Source organism: Emticicia oligotrophica DSM 17448 (assembly GCF_000263195.1).
Taxonomy (GTDB): Bacteria; Bacteroidota; Bacteroidia; order Cytophagales; family Spirosomataceae; genus Emticicia; species Emticicia oligotrophica.
The window spans coordinates 1511950-1528718 of the sequence record NC_018748.1 but is presented as its reverse complement, the minus strand read 5'-3'; the positions used below and the strand labels follow the sequence as shown (position 1 = coordinate 1528718).

Genomic DNA, 16769 nt, shown 5'->3' with positions numbered 1-16769 from the left:
TAAATAAGGAGTTTCATCAATTATGTTTTTTGAAAAAGGATAATTCTTTACTTTTGAACAAATTCATCCACTATTTTATAAAATCTAAAATTAGAAGCGAACAAAACTATGTCACTTGGCTTAGAAAAATTAGCAACCGAATCTTCATCTCATTATGATAACCTTGAGAAAATGTCGGTTCGAGAATTACTCGAAGGAATCAATAATGAAGATAAAACCGTGCCTTATGCAGTAGAAAAGTGCATTCCTCAGATTGAGGCATTGGTGAATCAGATTGTACCTCGAATGAAGGCTGGAGGACGTTTGTTTTATATTGGTGCGGGTACAAGTGGCCGTTTGGGTGTGGTAGATGCTTCAGAATGCCCGCCGACCTTCGGAGTTCCTTTTGGAATGGTGGTCGGAATAATGGCCGGTGGAGATAAAGCAATCAGAAAAGCCGTTGAAAATGCGGAGGATGATATAGAACAAGCTTGGAAAGATTTAGAAGAATACGAAATCAATACCAACGATTGTTTAGTAGGCATTGCTGCGTCGGGTCGCACACCTTATGTAGTAGGGGGGGTACGCACCGCTCGCCAAAACGGAATTCTTACTGGTTGTGTTGTTTGTAATGCAGGAAGTGCAGTTGCGGCTGAGGCAGAATACCCAGTAGAAGCAGTAGTGGGGCCTGAATTCGTAACGGGCAGTACGAGAATGAAGTCTGGAACGGCCCAGAAATTGGTCTTAAATATGATTTCTACCTCCGTAATGATTCAATTAGGGCGAGTAAAAGGGAATAAAATGGTTGATATGCAGCTAACCAATCATAAATTAGTTGAGCGTGGTATCCGAATGGTCATGAATGAATTAAATATTCCCTACGAAGAAGCAAGTGACCTCCTTCATACTTATGGCAGCGTAAGAAATGCCGTTGATAATTATAGAAAATAGTTCAGAACGATATTTTAGAAAAGAAGATAAGTAGAAAAATCTATATTCTTCATTTACATTCTTCATTATTTCATGTGGGATTGGTTTTCGATAGATTGGTTAAGCTGGCAAACCCTGCGTTCGTTCGTTTGGGCTGAAAAACTTTATCTTTATAGTACTATCGGTGTTCCATTCCTCTTCTTATTTCGTTGGCTTTTTTATACACGAGGCCAACAAAAACTGGGACTTTCGCTTACCAGTTATCAACTTCGTACAAATTGGATTAGTTATCTTCGTTTCATTCCACCTGTTTTTTTCTCGCTTGGTGTAGTTTGTGTCTTGCTTTCTCTGGCTCGCCCGCAACGCGTGCGTGAGAGTAAAGAACAATTTTCTGAAGGAATTGATATCATGCTGGCCATGGATATTTCAGAGTCGATGTTGGCGAATGATTTAAAACCTAATCGACTGGAAGCAGCCAAAAATGTTGCCCACGAATTTATTAAAGGTCGTTTTCAAGACCGTATCGGATTGGTTGTTTTTGCAGGAGAGGCTTTTTCGATGTCTCCACTCACAACTGATTATGAAATGCTCAACGAATATTTAGAAGAAATAAATAGCAATCTTATTAAAACTACTGGAACCGCCATTGGTAGTGCATTGGCTACTTGTATCAATCGACTCAGAGAAGTGCCAAGTAAAAGTAAAGTAGCTATTTTGTTGAGCGATGGAGATAATACCGCTGGTACGCTCGACCCACTTACCGCTACTGATTTAGCAAAATCTTTTGGTATAAAGGTGTACACTATTGCCGTTGGAGGTAATGATGGCGAAGTTAAAGTTGATGAAAATACACTTCGTGAAATCGCCAGAGAAGGTAATGGAAAATTTTTTAGAGCTACTGATAATCAGACACTTAAGCAGATTTTTGAGCAAATTAATAGCCTCGAAAAAGTAAAAATCAAAGATAATGTTTATCGTGATGTAGAAGATTTTTACTATATCTATCTCAACTGGGCGGTTGTTTTTCTACTGACTGCTTTTTTCTTTAAAAACACATTCATTGGCAATATTTTGGAAGATTGATTCGAAGAATTCAACTTTAAATGCTATCTCTTGTAAAGTTTTTTCTTTCAATAAGAAATGTATCCATATCCATCTAATTCATCAAAACCATGTCTAACAAACGAAAAATCATTTATGCTACGTTGCTAATTGTGGCAATTGGGCTTATTTATGCTGGAAATTATGCCATTCAATATGCCTACATAGGTTCTTCTTATAATGCCAAAACAGTATGTTCTTGTATGTTTGTTTCTGGGCGTGATTTAGAAAATATCAAAGCAGAAGAACTCTATGCTGTGCCATTTGCCACAGTAGAAGTTGATGAAGTAAATAAAGCCGTAACCGCTAATATTTATGGCTTGGCTCAAACCAAGGCCATTTACAGAAAAGGGCTTGGATGTACACTTGTGAATGAACTAACCGAAGAAGAAATCAAAAAACAACCATCAGTTCCTTTAGCCGATACACTTACCGAGAAACTAACAACAATATCAGATTTTGCAGGAATAGATAAAGTATCTTTAGATAAAACTATCAATGATGCTTTTCAAGAAAAAGACCCTCAGAATATTATTCGTACACGAGCAGTGGTTGTACTGCATAATGGACAAATTTTAGCAGAAAGATATGCCACCAATATTAAGCCCGAAACACCGCTTTTGGGTTGGTCGATGACCAAAAGTGTAACTAGTGCCATGATTGGACTTTTGGTAAAAGATGGAAAATTGGATATCAAAAAGCCAGCTCCAATATCGGAATGGCAAAACGATGAGCGAAAGAAAATTACCATCGACCACCTTCTTCGTATGAGTAGTGGACTTGGTTTTGAAGAAAACTATGCCGCACCAAGCGATGCTACCCGAATGTTATTTCGTAAAAAAGGAGCAGGTGCTTACGCTTTGCAAAGTAAAGCCGCTGCCGAACCCGATAAAATATGGTCGTATTCAAGTGGAACAAGTAATATTTTGCAAGAAATTATTCGACGCCAGTTTGCTTCTCACGCCAATTATTTGGCTTTCCCATATCAACGATTATTTCATAAAATTGGAATGAAAAGTGCCGTTTTGGAACCAGATGCTATAGGAACTTTTGTCGGTTCTTCGTTTATGTACGCCACTGCTCGTGATTGGGCAAAATTTGGTCAATTATATCTTCAAGATGGTATTTGGAATGGCGAACGCCTCTTGCCAGAAGGTTGGGTGAAATATTCCTCTACCGAAACTGCACATTCAGATGGTAAATACGCAGCACATTTCTGGCTTGACCATCAAGATATAACTTTCCCACAAGATGCTTTTATGGCTTTAGGATTTGAAGGGCAGTCGGTAACAGTTGTGCCGTCGAAGAATTTAGTAATTGTGCGTTTGGGATGCACACCGAAAGATAATTTTAATCTTTCTGCTTTAGTGAAAGGTGTTGTAGCAGCAGTGAAGTGATGGTTTTAAATTCTATAAACTAAATCGTAGAGACGTTTCATGAAACGTCTCTACGGTATATTTTATTAAACCAAATCACCGTATAAATCAAACTCTTCGGCATTGTTGATTTTTACATTGGCAAAATCTCCCATTCGCACATATTGTGAAGCAGGAATCAACACTTCGTTATCAACTTCTGGAGAATCGAACTCTGTTCTTCCAATAAAATATCCTCCTTCTTTTCTATCAAATAAAACTTTATAAGTATTTCCAATTTTAGCTTGATTTAATTCAGCCGAAATCCCTTGTTGGAGCTCCATGATAATATCAGTTCGCTCTTGTTTTACTTCGGATGGAATATCATCAGGCATTGAGAATGAATGGGTATCTTCTTCATGTGAATACTGAAAAACACCCAAACGCTCGAAACGCATTTTCTCTACGAAATGATACATTTCTTCAAAATGTTCTTCTGTTTCTCCGGGATGACCAGCAATGAGAGTTGTACGAATAGCAATATCTGGAATTTTCTCGCGAATAGAATTAATTAAAGCTTCAGTTTTTGGACGGTCGATGCCACGACGCATAATCTTAAGCATTTCTGAAGAGCCATGTTGAAGCGGCATATCGAGGTATTTACAGATATTCGAACGATTCTTCATCACATCAAGCACATCCATCGGAAAACCTGAAGGATAAGCATATTGTAGGCGAATCCAATCAATTCCTTCTACATCAGAAAGTTTATCAAGAAGCTCTGCTAAATTACGTTTTTTGTAAATATCTAAACCGTAGTAAGTAAGGTCTTGGGCAATCAAAATTAGCTCTTTAGTGCCTTTTTTAGCCAAATTTTGAGCTTGTAAAACTAGCTCATCCATTGGGCGACTTACGTGCCCTCCACGCATAAGCGGAATCGCACAGAAACTACAAGGACGGTCGCAACCTTCGGCAATTTTTAAGTAAGCAAAATGTGCAGGCGTGGTAAGTAGGCGTTCTCCGACTAATTCTTGCTTATAATCTGCTTTTAGTGTTTTAAGCATTCTTGGCAGCTCATTTGTGCCAAACCACGCGTCAACCGTTGGAATTTCAACTGAAAGTTCATCTTTATAACGATGTGATAAACAGCCTGTTACATAAACTTTATCTACAATTCCAGCATCTTTGGCATCAACGTATCGAAGAATCGTATCAATAGATTCTTGCTTAGCATTATCAATAAAACCACAAGTATTAATGATAACTATATTGGCATCGTCCTTTTTTGATTCATGCTCTACCTTCATCCCATTGCCTTTGAGTTGGGTATAAAGCACTTCTGAGTCAACAAGGTTTTTCGAACAACCAAGCGTAACGATATTGATTTTATTTTTTACTGTTCCTTTTGTTTTCATTTTCTTTCCAAACAATTCTGGAGAGCAGCATGCCGCCCGATTGTTTTACGTAATTTTTTTTGCAAAGTTCGGTAAAAATACCTTGTTTTCCTATTAGAATAGATGGCTTTGGGTAGTTTTGCTAAGATTTTGCTCAATCACATTAATTGAAATTGCGTTAATAATGAATTATCAGGGAAAATGAATCGCTCGAAAGAAATACCAAAACTCAATCCTTCACAGTTTGATAATTATTTATTTGGAAGTTGGAAACCTAAAGTCTCTGATTTGTACGAGCAATTTCATATTGAGCGAATTGAAAATTATAAATCTTTCCTAAAACTCCCTGTTTTACCGCACCGACGTTCGGTGTATTTTTTCCTTTTTGTAACCAAAGGTTTTGCTATCAGAAGCAAAGGATTGACCGAATATAAAGTAGAAGCTAATACTTTTTTTGGTTTATCTTCAGACCAAATTACATCGCTCGAAGCCATTTCTGATGATGTTGAGGGTTTCTATTGTCATTTTCAGCCAGAGTTTTTTAATCAATCGCTGCTCAATATCGACCTCGAAAATGATTTTCCTTTTTTTCAAATTACTTCCGAGCCACTAATTCAATTAATTGATAATCAGAGGATTATTGATTTATTAGAAATCCTGATTTCCGAAAAACTACGTAATGAAGCCAATCGTGCTGAAATAATTGCTTTGTACTTAACAGCATTTTTGAAAGAAATAAAAGAATTTTATTCACAAACTCGAAAATCGCTCAATAATGCCGCTTCGAATCTGACCCAACGCTATAAAAGTTTACTTTCAGAAAATATCTACGATAAAAAGACTGTAACTGAGTTTGCCGAAATGTTGGCAGTTTCACCCAATCATTTACATAAATGTGTAAAGACAACCACAGGGAAATCGGCTCATGAATTGCTCGAAGAAATGCGGATTTTGGAAGCAAAAGTATTACTCAAACAAACCCCTTTACGAATCGCCGACATTGCTTTTAAAATTGGAGGCTTCGAACCAAGCGATTTTTCGAGATTCTTCAAATCTAAGACAGGAATTTCGCCAAAAGAATATCGAAATCTACAATCTTGATTGAAATTGCATATAATTAATAGCCTTTTACCTATTTTGATTTCTTTTTATTGTTCAATTTTGTATTGAAATAAAACAATTCATTTTTGTCTAAATCAATGCAAGAACTCACTTCGCCAACCGAATCAATCAAATTAGAAATTCGTGATGAAATACTTTTAATTGCCATCAATCGACCGCAGAAGCGTAATGCTTTCAATGATGATTTGGTTTTAGGCATCGAAAAAGTATTCGAAAATATTCCTTCCAATATTCGTTGTGCCATTATTTATGGTTTAGGGCAGCATTTCTCGTCTGGTCTCGACCTTTCAGAACTTCGTGAACGAGATGCTGTGCAAGGGCTTTATCATTCAAGAATGTGGCACCGTGCTTTAGATAAAGTGCAGTTTGGGCCTGTTCCTGTAGTAGCTGTTTTGCACGGAGCTGTTGTGGGCGGTGGACTTGAGTTAGCTTCAGCTTGCCATATTAGAGTTTCAGAGTCAAGTACGTTTTATGCTTTACCAGAAGGGCAAAGAGGAATTTTTGTGGGCGGAGGAGCTTCGGTTCGTGTACCAAAATTGATTGGAATGGCTCGCATGATGGATATGATGTTTACGGGAAGAGTATATAAAGCCGAAGAAGGCGAACGCATTGGTCTTGCTCAATATTTGGTAGAAGAAGGGCAAGGACTCGAAAAAGGTATTGAATTAGCCAAGAAAATTTCGGGTAATGCAGGCATGACCAATTATGCATTGATGCACGTCTTGCCTAAAATTGTAGATTCGGGTCAGAGCGAAGGTTTGATGATGGAAAGTTTAATCGCAGCAATTTCGGCCGATGCCCCCGAAGCCAAGAAAAGATTGACCGATTTCTTGGAAGGAAGAGCTAAGAAAGTTGGAGAGTGATTTATTTCTGGCATAAAACTTTAGAATAAAAATGTATAAAAATACCTCATTCGGCCCTACTAAAACTTATAAAAAACAGCTCGAAAACGGCATTGTTCATTTTGGAAATCAGCAGACATTAGCGGATTTTCCAATAAAAATTACTGATAAATTGCTGCAATGGGCTGAAATAAAACCTAACCATACTTTTATTGGTAGAAGAGACCCACTTACGAGAGATTGGGTTAATTTATCTTATCACGAAACCCTAGAAAAGGTAAAAAATATTGCTCAATATTTGCTAAATCTTGAGTTTTCGCCCGATGAAACAGTTGTGATTCTTTCAGAAAATAGCCTCGAACATGCACTTTTGGTGTTGGCTTCGGTGCATATAGGTATTACTTATACGCCTATTTCGCCGCCTTATTCGTTGGTTTCTGATGATTTTGGTAAGCTCAAACATTGCCTCGAACTCATGACTCCGAAGGTGATTTTTGCCCAAAGTGGAAAGGTATATCATAAAGCCATTGAGTTATCAAAGTCACTTTTCCCAGATGCTGTAATTATTACGGCTGATGGGATAATCGGTACTCATTTTGAAGAAATGCTTCAAGTAAAAGCAACAGCAGATGTAGAAGAAGCTGCTTCTAAAGTAAATGCCGATACGATTGCTAAAGTTTTGTTTACTTCTGGCTCAACGGGTTTACCAAAAGGTGTGATGAATCATCAAGGAATGTGGTGTGCGAATCTACAACAAATTACGCAAGTGCTGCCGTTTATGCAGGAGCAGCCGCCCATTTTTATTGATTGGTTACCGTGGAATCATACTTTTGGAAGTAACCATAATTTTGGTTTGGCACTTTATAATGGTGGAACAATTCTGATTGATGATGGTAAACCAACGCCCAAAGGTATCGAAGAAACTGTACAGAATTTAAGAGAAATTTCTCCAACGGCTTATTTTAATGTGCCCAAAGGTTTTGAAATGCTCATTCCGTATCTTGAAAATGAACCAACTTTGCGAGAAAACTTCTTTCGAAATCTAAATATATTGTTTTATGCTGGAGCGAGCTTGGCTCAACCCGTTTGGAACCGATTAGAAGAATTAGCCCTTGAAACCATCGGCGTGAAAATTCCAATAATTACGGGTTTAGGTTGTACGGAGTCTGGACCTTCCGCGATGTTTGCGAATTGGGGAGGTGCATTTTCTGGACTTTTAGGTGTACCTGTGGCGGGAATGGACGTAAAACTTGTACCCGATGGCGATAAAGTGGAAGCCCGTTATAGAGCTTCGAATGTAACCAAAGGTTATTGGCGAAACCCCGAAGCAACGGCAGCCGCATTCGATGAAGATGGCTATTATAAAACGGGAGATGCGGTGAAGTTTTTAGATGAAAATAACCCTGATAAAGGTTTGGTTTTTGATGGGCGAATAGCTGAAGATTTCAAACTTTCTACGGGTACTTGGGTGAATGTTGGGGTGCTGAAAGCAAAAGTTATTTCTACGGGTTCACCTATTATTCAAGATGTTGTTTTGGCTGGTTTAGATAAAGAGTATATTGGTGCAATTTTATTTTTAAATGCTGATGCTTGTAGAAAATTAGCTAATTTGGAATCCGAAATATCAAATAAAGAAGCTTTTCAACACGATTCGGTCAAGGCATTTATTAATAATTGGCTCGAGGAGTTTAATAAAACCTCAACAGGGAGTTCGACGGCCATTAGAAAGTATGTGATAGCCTTCGACCCACCATCAATAGATTTAGGAGAAATAACTGATAAAGGTTCATTGAATCAACGAGCAGTTTTAAAGCATAGAGCTGATTTGGTAAATGAAATGTATTAAGTCGTTTGAAAATCTTACCGCAGACTTAGCAGAATATAGTTTGAATATTATCTTACATTAGAAATTGACCCTATATAATTCCGAATACAAAATGATTGATATTAACAAAGTAATCGCCATAGATGTACATACCCACGCAGAGGTTTCGTGCTGCCAACCACATGATGATTTTCGTCCTGAATTAGATGAAGCATTTGCCAAATACTTCAAATCAGATAAACGCCCAACTATTCAAGAAACGGCTGATTTTTATCGAGATAATAACTTAGCTTTTGTCATGTTTACGGTTGACTCTGAGCATAATGTGGGTAAACGCCGAATCCCAAACATTGAAGTAGCAGAGGCTGCTCTCAAAAACGATGATGTGATGATTGCCTTTGCGAGTATAGACCCCCACAAAGGACGAATGGGAGCAAGAGAAGCCCGTAATTTGATTGAAAATTACGGTGTTAAAGGCTTCAAATTTCATCCAACTGTGCAAGGGTTTTATCCACAAGATAAAATGGCCTATCATCTTTATGAAGTAATTGCCGAGTATAAATTGCCTATGTTGTTTCATTCGGGACATTCGGGTTTTGGTTCAGGCGTGCGTGGAGGAGGTGGTTTGCGTTTAGAATATTCCAATCCGATGCACCTCGATGATGTAGCCATTGATTTTCCTGATTGTCCGATAATTATTGCTCACCCAAGTTGGCCTTGGCAAGATGAAGCTTTAAGTGTGGCCATGCACAAACCCAATGTTTATATTGATTTGAGCGGCTGGTCGCCGAAATATTTTCCGAAACAATTGGTGCAATACGCCAATACTTTGCTAAAAGATCGTATGCTTTTCGGAACAGACTTTCCATTAATCACGCCCGAAAGATGGATGAAGGATTTTGCAGACGCAGGTTTCAAAGAAGAAGTAAAGCCCTTGATTTTAAAAGAAAACGCAATCAGAATGCTTGGGTTGAAATAAATTTATAGCTTTACACCTCCAATAGAATTTACACTTCAGTAAGTTCTATTTTTTTATACCCTTCCTCTAAATAATGAAAAACAACCTAACCGAACTCTCAAACCGCCCCATGACCTCCTTTCAGTGGCTCATGGTAGCTATTTGTTTTATTCTAAATTTCAATGATGGCATTGATGTACTCATAGTATCGTTTTCAAGTACCGAAATCATCAAAGATTGGGGACTATCGAAAACCGAAATGGGCTATATTTTTAGTGCTGGATTGGCAGGAATGACCTTCGGTGCTTTTTTAATTGCTCCTCAAGCTGACAAATTTGGGAGAAGAAGAATTTTCTTGATTTCTGTTGGAATGATTGCTCTTGGAATGTTGAGTGTGGGCATTTGTCAGCAATATAGTCTAATGCTCCTGTTGAGATTTATTACAGGACTTGGCATTGGTGGAATTTTACCAACGATGGCAGCTACGGCCGCAGAGTTTTCCAATCAAAAATACCGTGATTTTAATGTTGGATTAGTTCAAGCAGGTTGGCCGATTGGAGCAATACTTACGGGCTTACTTTGTGCTAAATTTATCCCTATATTTGGTTGGCATACCATGTTTCTCGGAGCGGGCTGTGTTTCGTTGCTTATGTGGTTGATGGTTTACTTTTTCATGACCGATTCGCTTGAGTTTATGTTCAATAATCCAAATGCTCATACCCTTGAAGCAGCTAATAAACTACTCATAAAACTTAATCAGCCAAGTTTAGAATCACTTCCGAAAATAGAAAATACTATAGAAAAGGTTGGTGTAAGTGCTTTATTTACAAATACTTATAAAAATTCTACTATAAAAGTTTGGGTAGCGGCATTCTTTGGTTTTATGACACTCTACACGCTTATGAGTTGGGTGCCAACGATTGCTAAAGACTCTGGCCTTCCGTTTGAATTAGCTACGTGGGTTGGTATTATGCTCAATATTGGTGCGGCTATTGGTTCGGCATCGGTTGGAGCAATTGGTAGTAAATTTGGCCTTCGCCAAACCATTTTTACCTTTATGTTGGTAGCATTTGTAGTCATGCAAACCTACGCTTTTTCTACCCTTACAACAACCCTAATTTTTATTTTAGTTTTGTTAATTGGCTTCTTTGTACAAGGAGGCTTCAATGGTATTTGGCCTACACTTTCACGTATTTATGAAGCAAAAATCAGAACAACTGGTGTTGGATATACAGTAGGAATTGGCCGAGTTGGTGCAATTTTAGGTCCTTTGGTTTTTGGCTATTTTTCAGACTTAGGTTTAAGTATTCAAGCATTATTTATTGCCTTTTCAATACCTCTACTCATGATGGGCGTGTGTATTTGGGCTATTAGATCAGATAAATTATAAATTTTTGAATATTTCGAGAGTAGAGTTTTTCGAATAATCCGAATTTCTTGTGTTTTAAATAATTTAGCTCTTACGTTAATTCTATATTTCAAGAAATTTAAATTCGATTCATTCGTCATTCGGAAAATTCAAATTATTCTAATGATTACTATAAATGAAAGCAGCATTTTTAGAAGAACCCCAAAAAATTGTATTCAAAGAAATTGCAATTCCAGAACCCAAGCGAGGCGAAGTACGCGTGAAACTATCAAAAGTTGGCATTTGTGGTTCGGATGTACATTTGTTTTTGGGGCACCGTTTACTCAACAAACCTACGGTTATCGGGCATGAAGGTTTAGGTATCATTGACAAATTAGGGGAAGGAGTAAACAATAGAAAAGTGGGCGAAAAAGTGGTTATTGAACCCAATATTGCCTGTAATCATTGTAAACATTGCCTAAATGGCAAAGGGTATATTTGCTCCAACAAACGTGTCATTGGTTTACTTGAAAATGGCTGTTTTGCTGAATATGTTTGTGTACCAGCCGATTATTGTTGGGTAGTCCCTGCGGAAATGGACGAACTTGATGCGGTTTGTATCGAGCCAATGGCTGTTGGTGTTCATGCTCTATTCACTTCGTCGGCTAAGCCTGGAGATACCATCGCAATTATTGGTTTAGGAGCCATTGGCTTGTTGCTGAATCATTTGGCTTTACGTTTAGGATACAACGTTTTTGTAAGCGAAATCAATCAACAAAAACTACAAATGGCCGTTGAAGAAGGTGCAATTGCCGCCAATGGCGATGCTGATACGCTAAATAAACTTTGGGAGGAAAACGATGTTTCGGCTGTTTTTGAGTGTGCTGGTTCGGCCGCAACCGCATCTTTAGTAGCCGCAGCAGCTCCCCGTGGCTCGGAAATTGTGTTGGTGGGCTTATCAGAAAAGCAAGCAAATTTTACACCGCTTAAGATTGCTCGTGAGGGTATATCTATTTTACCATCAATCATTTATCATCATCCGACCGATTTTAGGCGAGCAATTCAACTAATTCGTAATAAAACAATTCAACCTCATCGAATTATATCAAGTTTTTCTCCATTTCATGACCTGCAAAATGCCCTCGAAAAAGCAGCTATTGGGGCAGAAAGTAAAATAATAATTGAGATTTAAGGATATTTTGAGCCTTTTTCTAATTTCCAAACTTTAAATTGATTGATTTTGCTTACTTTCAGTCTAAAATTGCATATTTTTATCTAAGAAAAATATAGATTTTTGTTGAAAAATTACAATTTACTATTCGAGTTATTGTAAAGAATAGAGACTAATATGAAAGTAATCATTATCGGTGGAGGGATTGGTGGTTTAACAACTGCATTAAGTTTGCATGAAGCAGGTTTTGAAGTAAAGGTTTTTGAATCGGTTAAAGAAATAAAACCGCTTGGCGTGGGTATCAATATACTCCCGCATTGTGTGCGTGTGCTTACAAATCTGGGTTTGCAAGAAAAAATTGCCCAAAATGCCATCGAAACAAGCGATTTAGTCTATTTTAATAGATTTGGCCAACAATTCTGGACAGAACCTCGTGGTCGATTTGCTGGCTATAAATGGCCGCAATTCTCAGTACATCGTGGGGTGTTGCAAATGCTTCTTTTTGATGAGGTTGTTGAGCGAATGGGTGTCGAAACAATTACTAAAAATCATCATTTAAGTCATTTTGAGCAAAACCAACATGAAGTAATTGCCCATTTTATTGATAAAGAAACTGGTGAGAAGATTCATGAAGAAAGAGGCGATATTTTGATTGGGGCTGATGGTATTAATTCAGTTGTGCGTCAGCAATTATATCCTAATGAAGGTCCTCCTGTCTATTCAGAAAATGTGCTTTACCGAGGCACCACCATCATGAAGCCTTTTTTGAATGGAAATTCTATGGCAATGATTGGTAGCTTACGTCAGAAAATGGTGGTTTATCCGATTGGAAAACCCGATGCCGATGGAAATTGCTTGGTAAATTGGGTTGGAAATCTGAAAGAAGGAAAATCTAAACTTACGGCTCGTGATTGGAATCGTGAGGCCGATAAGGCTCGATTAGTTGAAATTTACAAAACTTGGAATTTCGATTGGTTGGATGTGCCAAAAATGATTGATGGTGCAAAGGCAGTCTATGAATTTCCGATGTCGGACCGAAATCCTTTAGATAAATGGACGTTCGGACGGGTTACGCTCCTTGGCGATGCTGCTCACCCAATGTATCCAATTGGTTCAAACGGAGCTTCTCAAGCCATTTTAGATGCTGATTGCCTCACAGAATGTTTGAAAAATACAAGTAGTATAGAAGAAGCATTAATCGAATACGATAAGGAAAGAGTACCTGCAGCGGCGAAGGTAGTTCTGCAAAATAGAGCCAAAGGCCCCGATGAAATTATGGATATGATGGAAGACTGGTTTCCGAATGGATTTTTGCCCGAAGAAGTACCTCACGATAAATTGGCAGCCGTAATGGATAATTATAAAAAAGTAGCTGGATTTGATATTCAAACATTAAATCAAAAAAAATAGCTAACTTGGCTTGATAATTTTTCCCCTATTTAAACTATGAAACGCTTATTTTTCTTCCTTTCTCTATTTATTTCAATGGAAATTTCCGCTCAAAATGCCCCAGAGGCACCGTCACTTGAGTTTGTTTGTGAATTAAAGGTAAAATTAAAACCGCCTTATGTTGTGGGTGATACTCCTCACGGAATGCGTAGAATCATTCCAATCGTAGGTGGAACTTTTGAAGGGCCGAAGATAAAAGGAGAAATCCTTGATGGTGGAGCCGATTGGCAAATTGTAAGAAAAGATGGTGTAGCAGAATTAGAAGCTCACTATCAAATCAAAACCGATGATGGCGTAATTATTTATATAAAAAATACAGGGATGAGAGTAGCAACGCCCGAAGTGGCAGCTCGCATAGGTAGAGGCGAACAGGTGTCTCCATCAGAGTATTATTTCCGTGCGATTCCCAAATTTGAAGCACCACAGGGTAAATACGAATGGATGAACAATGCTATTTTTGTTTGTAAAGGCATTAGAAATCCTGATAATGTGGCAATTCAAGTTTGGAAATTGAATTGATAGATTAGTAAATAATGATTTATTCGAAATAAATATTCAACCTTAACAATTATAAGCACATGAATTTAAGCCCCAAGGCTTTTATCGATAAAAACCCGATGACTGCCCTTCAATACTCTACCATTATTATCTGTTTTTTGATGAATATGCTTGATGGTATGGATGTATTGGTTATTTCTTACACTGCACCAGCCATTGCCAAAGATTGGGATATTAGTCCCGCTGCACTCGGAACAGTTTTCAGTTCGGGTCTTTTCGGAATGACACTTGGTACACTCTTTTTAGCACCATTTGCCGATAAAATTGGTAGAAAAAATATCATTCTCATTAGCGGTATTATCATGGGTATATGTATTTTTCTTACCTCATACGCTACTTCAATTAGTCATTTATTAATTTATCGTTTTATTAGTGGGCTTGGTATTGGTAGTATGTTGGCGAGTACTGCTTCTTTAGCTTCTGAATATACACCCAATAAAACCCGTGATTTTTGGGTAAGTTTTGTGGTTTCGGGTTATCCAGTTGGAGCAGTTGCTTCGGGTTTGGTGGCTGCTAAAGTTATTCCTACCGATGGTTGGCAGTATATGTTTCGCATTGCGGGCATAGCTTCCATGTTTTCAGTACCTCTAATTTTATTGTTTTTGTCCGAATCAATTGATTTTTACTTCCGAGCACAACCTAAAAATGCTCTTGAAAAATTGAATAAGATTTTAACAAAAATGAATATTCCGACAATAGATTCTTTACCCAATGTTGAAAAAATAAAATCAAGGTTACCAGTTGACCAACTGTTGAAATCTGATTTCAAAAAACCAACAATTCAGCTTTGGGCGGCTTTGTTTATGGCATTTGCGGCCTTATACTTCCTTACAAGCTGGATTCCAAAATTAGCTAAAGATGCAGGCCTTTCGATGGAATTGGCTATTTATGCGGGTACAATTTTCAATGTTGGAGCTTTTTTTGGAATAATTACACAAGGCTATTTTTCGAGCAAATATGGTTTAAAAAAGACATTAGGTGTGATTTTAGTGCTTACAGGAGTCTTAATGGCCTCGTTTGGATTATTTGTTGGCTCTGATGTAGTCCTACTGATTTTTGCACTTTTAGGCTTTGGCATCCAAGGTGGCTTTGTTGGACTCTATGCTCTTTCAGCAAGATTATACCCAACTGAATTCCGCACTACAGGTGTGGGCTGGGCAATGGGAGCAGGCCGTCTAGGCGGAATCGTTGGCCCAGCATTAGCAGGTGTGTTGATTGCTGCGGGTTTAGGAATTGCAACCAATTTCTTAATTTTTGCCTTACCAGCTGCTCTTGCGGGTATTATTACTTCAAGAATCGACTCGAAGGAAATAAGCTGAAAGATGATTTAAACATTCGTATTGCATCCCTTCGGGATTCAAGGTGATTTTCTCGTTTAATAGCTACAATCATATCATCTCTTCAAGATTTGAGTCATTTTAATAATCCTGAAAGGATGATAGGATTATAAAAATAGTATTATGTCAAACCGAATCCCGAAGGGACGACATAATTTATCGTCAAAAATAATTGTATTTAGTTCATAAAAATAGTCAAAGAAAATGTCAAATTTCAGAGCCGACCACGTGGGTAGTTTATTAAGAAGCCCAGAAGTGAAAGAAAATCGTAATAAATGGAAATTAGGTCAAATTTCGGCCGAAGAACTAAGGGTGATTGAAGATGCTGCCATTGCAGAAACCGTAAAGAAACTGGAAGCAACGGGCATGAAAGCCATTACAGATGGCGAGTTTCGTCGTGATTATTTCCACCTCGATTTCTTGAAAGAATTGGCAGGAGTGACGGTTACTGGTGGAATCGAAGCAAACCCTAATGCAAAAGTAGCAGAAGATGGTTTTAAACCACCTGTATTGAGTGTAACAGGCAAATTGAAGCACGTAAAAGATATTCAGGTGGCTGATTTTAACTACTTGAAATCAATTGTTACGCAAACACCAAAAGTAACCATTCCTTCGCCAACAATGATTCACTTTCGTGGCGGTCGTAAATCAATTGACATCAACTCATATCCTGATATGGACGTTTTCTTTGCCGATTTAGCCGCCGCTTATCGTGAAGAAATTAATCATTTATATGAGGCTGGTTTGCGTTATTTGCAATTAGATGACACAAACTTAGCTTACTTATGCGATCCTAAAATGCGTGCTGCTGCTGCCGAACGTGGTGAAGACCCAAATGAACTACCACGCACGTATGCTGCCCTTATCAATTCAGTTATTGATAATCGCCCTGCTGATCTAACAGTTGGAATTCACCTTTGCCGTGGAAATTACCGAAGCACTTGGTTTGCTGAAGGTGGTTATGAGCCAGTTGCTGAAATTCTTTTCAACGAAATCAATGTTGACCGTTATTTATTGGAATACGATGATGAGCGTTCGGGCGATTTCGCACCACTTCGCTTTGTGCCGAAAAACAAAAAGGTTGTTTTGGGAATAGTTTCATCGAAAAAACGAGAGCTCGAAAACATTGACGACCTCTGCAAACGCATTGATGAAGCTGCACAATATGCACCACTCGAAAACCTTTGTGTGAGTCCACAGTGTGGTTTTTCTTCAACACATCACGGAAATGATATGAGCCACGACGACCAATGGCGTAAGCTAGATTTAGTTGTAAATACAGCCCTAAAAGTTTGGGGAGAAGCATAATTTGCAGGTCGAATCTCTAGGGATTCGACCTGCGTACTAACCTATTATTATAAAACTTACTTTCAAAATAAGCGATTAGTTTTTGGAAATAC

Annotated in this window: 14 protein-coding genes; 13 read left to right on the top strand and 1 reads right to left on the bottom strand. The window is 38.1% G+C overall.

Translation table 11 applies throughout. The annotated features are described in order from the left end of the window. The first annotated feature begins 108 nt into the window (after window positions 1-108). The 3 genes from murQ to EMTOL_RS06335 all read left to right on the top strand — a co-directional run bounded on the left by murQ (window position 109) and on the right by EMTOL_RS06335 (window position 3407). Window positions 109-930, top strand: a complete 822-nt coding sequence (gene murQ / locus EMTOL_RS06345) for an N-acetylmuramic acid 6-phosphate etherase (protein WP_015028444.1) — start codon at window positions 109-111, stop codon at window positions 928-930. Between the two features lie 72 nt (window positions 931-1002). Beyond that, window positions 1003-1992, top strand: a complete 990-nt coding sequence (locus EMTOL_RS06340) for a vWA domain-containing protein (RefSeq protein WP_015028443.1) — start codon at window positions 1003-1005, stop codon at window positions 1990-1992. An 89-nt stretch (window positions 1993-2081) separates the two neighbouring features. After that, window positions 2082-3407, top strand: a complete 1326-nt coding sequence (locus EMTOL_RS06335) for a serine hydrolase domain-containing protein (RefSeq protein WP_015028442.1) — start codon at window positions 2082-2084, stop codon at window positions 3405-3407. 65 nt (window positions 3408-3472) lie between these two features. On the opposite strand, the gene rimO is transcribed toward EMTOL_RS06335, so the two are convergent. Then, a complete protein-coding gene (gene rimO, locus EMTOL_RS06330) occupies window positions 3473-4780 on the bottom strand; it encodes a 30S ribosomal protein S12 methylthiotransferase RimO (protein ID WP_015028441.1) in 1308 nt (435 codons plus the stop codon). Between the two features lie 180 nt (window positions 4781-4960). On the opposite strand from rimO, the gene EMTOL_RS06325 reads away from it, so the two are divergent. From EMTOL_RS06325 to EMTOL_RS06280, 10 genes are all read left to right on the top strand, one after another. Further along, the gene (locus EMTOL_RS06325; protein ID WP_015028440.1) at window positions 4961-5860 is read left to right on the top strand and encodes a helix-turn-helix domain-containing protein; all 900 of its coding nucleotides are present in this window, start codon (window positions 4961-4963) and stop codon (window positions 5858-5860) included. 98 nt (window positions 5861-5958) lie between these two features. Beyond that, complete coding sequence (locus EMTOL_RS06320; protein WP_015028439.1) at window positions 5959-6744, top strand: crotonase/enoyl-CoA hydratase family protein; 786 nt, start codon at window positions 5959-5961, stop codon at window positions 6742-6744. A 31-nt stretch (window positions 6745-6775) separates the two neighbouring features. Further along, a complete protein-coding gene (locus tag EMTOL_RS06315) occupies window positions 6776-8569 on the top strand; it encodes a feruloyl-CoA synthase (RefSeq protein ID WP_015028438.1) in 1794 nt (597 codons plus the stop codon). A 91-nt stretch (window positions 8570-8660) separates the two neighbouring features. Beyond that, on the top strand, window positions 8661-9527 hold the full coding sequence (locus EMTOL_RS06310) for a 4-hydroxyphenyl-beta-ketoacyl-CoA hydrolase (protein WP_015028437.1): 867 nt from the start codon (window positions 8661-8663) through the stop codon (window positions 9525-9527). Window positions 9528-9600: 73 nt separating this feature from the next. After that, on the top strand, window positions 9601-10896 hold the full coding sequence (locus EMTOL_RS06305) for an MFS transporter (protein ID WP_015028436.1): 1296 nt from the start codon (window positions 9601-9603) through the stop codon (window positions 10894-10896). 154 nt (window positions 10897-11050) lie between these two features. Further along, window positions 11051-12046 (top strand): zinc-dependent alcohol dehydrogenase, encoded by a 996-nt coding sequence (locus EMTOL_RS06300; protein ID WP_015028434.1) that lies wholly within the window; start codon window positions 11051-11053, stop codon window positions 12044-12046. Window positions 12047-12202: 156 nt separating this feature from the next. Next, window positions 12203-13435: a flavin-dependent oxidoreductase gene (locus EMTOL_RS06295; protein WP_015028433.1), complete on the top strand. Its 1233-nt coding sequence runs from the start codon at window positions 12203-12205 to the stop codon at window positions 13433-13435. 36 nt (window positions 13436-13471) lie between these two features. Continuing rightward, on the top strand, window positions 13472-13993 hold the full coding sequence (locus EMTOL_RS06290; RefSeq protein WP_015028432.1) for a DUF3237 domain-containing protein: 522 nt from the start codon (window positions 13472-13474) through the stop codon (window positions 13991-13993). Between the two features lie 59 nt (window positions 13994-14052). Further along, window positions 14053-15351 (top strand): MFS transporter, encoded by a 1299-nt coding sequence (locus tag EMTOL_RS06285; RefSeq protein WP_015028431.1) that lies wholly within the window; start codon window positions 14053-14055, stop codon window positions 15349-15351. A 222-nt stretch (window positions 15352-15573) separates the two neighbouring features. Continuing rightward, window positions 15574-16677, top strand: coding sequence for a 5-methyltetrahydropteroyltriglutamate--homocysteine S-methyltransferase (locus tag EMTOL_RS06280; protein WP_015028430.1), 1104 nt, complete (start codon window positions 15574-15576; stop codon window positions 16675-16677). Window positions 16678-16769 lie beyond the last annotated feature (92 nt).

Coding starts and splice junctions, on each gene's coding strand:
- murQ (WP_015028444.1), top strand. CDS start 109: ATGTCACTTGGCTTAGAAAAATTAGCAACCGAATCTTCATCTCATTAT.
- EMTOL_RS06340 (WP_015028443.1), top strand. CDS start 1,003: ATGTGGGATTGGTTTTCGATAGATTGGTTAAGCTGGCAAACCCTGCGT.
- EMTOL_RS06335 (WP_015028442.1), top strand. CDS start 2,082: ATGTCTAACAAACGAAAAATCATTTATGCTACGTTGCTAATTGTGGCA.
- rimO (WP_015028441.1), bottom strand. CDS start 4,780: ATGAAAACAAAAGGAACAGTAAAAAATAAAATCAATATCGTTACGCTT.
- EMTOL_RS06325 (WP_015028440.1), top strand. CDS start 4,961: ATGAATCGCTCGAAAGAAATACCAAAACTCAATCCTTCACAGTTTGAT.
- EMTOL_RS06320 (WP_015028439.1), top strand. CDS start 5,959: ATGCAAGAACTCACTTCGCCAACCGAATCAATCAAATTAGAAATTCGT.
- EMTOL_RS06315 (WP_015028438.1), top strand. CDS start 6,776: ATGTATAAAAATACCTCATTCGGCCCTACTAAAACTTATAAAAAACAG.
- EMTOL_RS06310 (WP_015028437.1), top strand. CDS start 8,661: ATGATTGATATTAACAAAGTAATCGCCATAGATGTACATACCCACGCA.
- EMTOL_RS06305 (WP_015028436.1), top strand. CDS start 9,601: ATGAAAAACAACCTAACCGAACTCTCAAACCGCCCCATGACCTCCTTT.
- EMTOL_RS06300 (WP_015028434.1), top strand. CDS start 11,051: ATGAAAGCAGCATTTTTAGAAGAACCCCAAAAAATTGTATTCAAAGAA.
- EMTOL_RS06295 (WP_015028433.1), top strand. CDS start 12,203: ATGAAAGTAATCATTATCGGTGGAGGGATTGGTGGTTTAACAACTGCA.
- EMTOL_RS06290 (WP_015028432.1), top strand. CDS start 13,472: ATGAAACGCTTATTTTTCTTCCTTTCTCTATTTATTTCAATGGAAATT.
- EMTOL_RS06285 (WP_015028431.1), top strand. CDS start 14,053: ATGAATTTAAGCCCCAAGGCTTTTATCGATAAAAACCCGATGACTGCC.
- EMTOL_RS06280 (WP_015028430.1), top strand. CDS start 15,574: ATGTCAAATTTCAGAGCCGACCACGTGGGTAGTTTATTAAGAAGCCCA.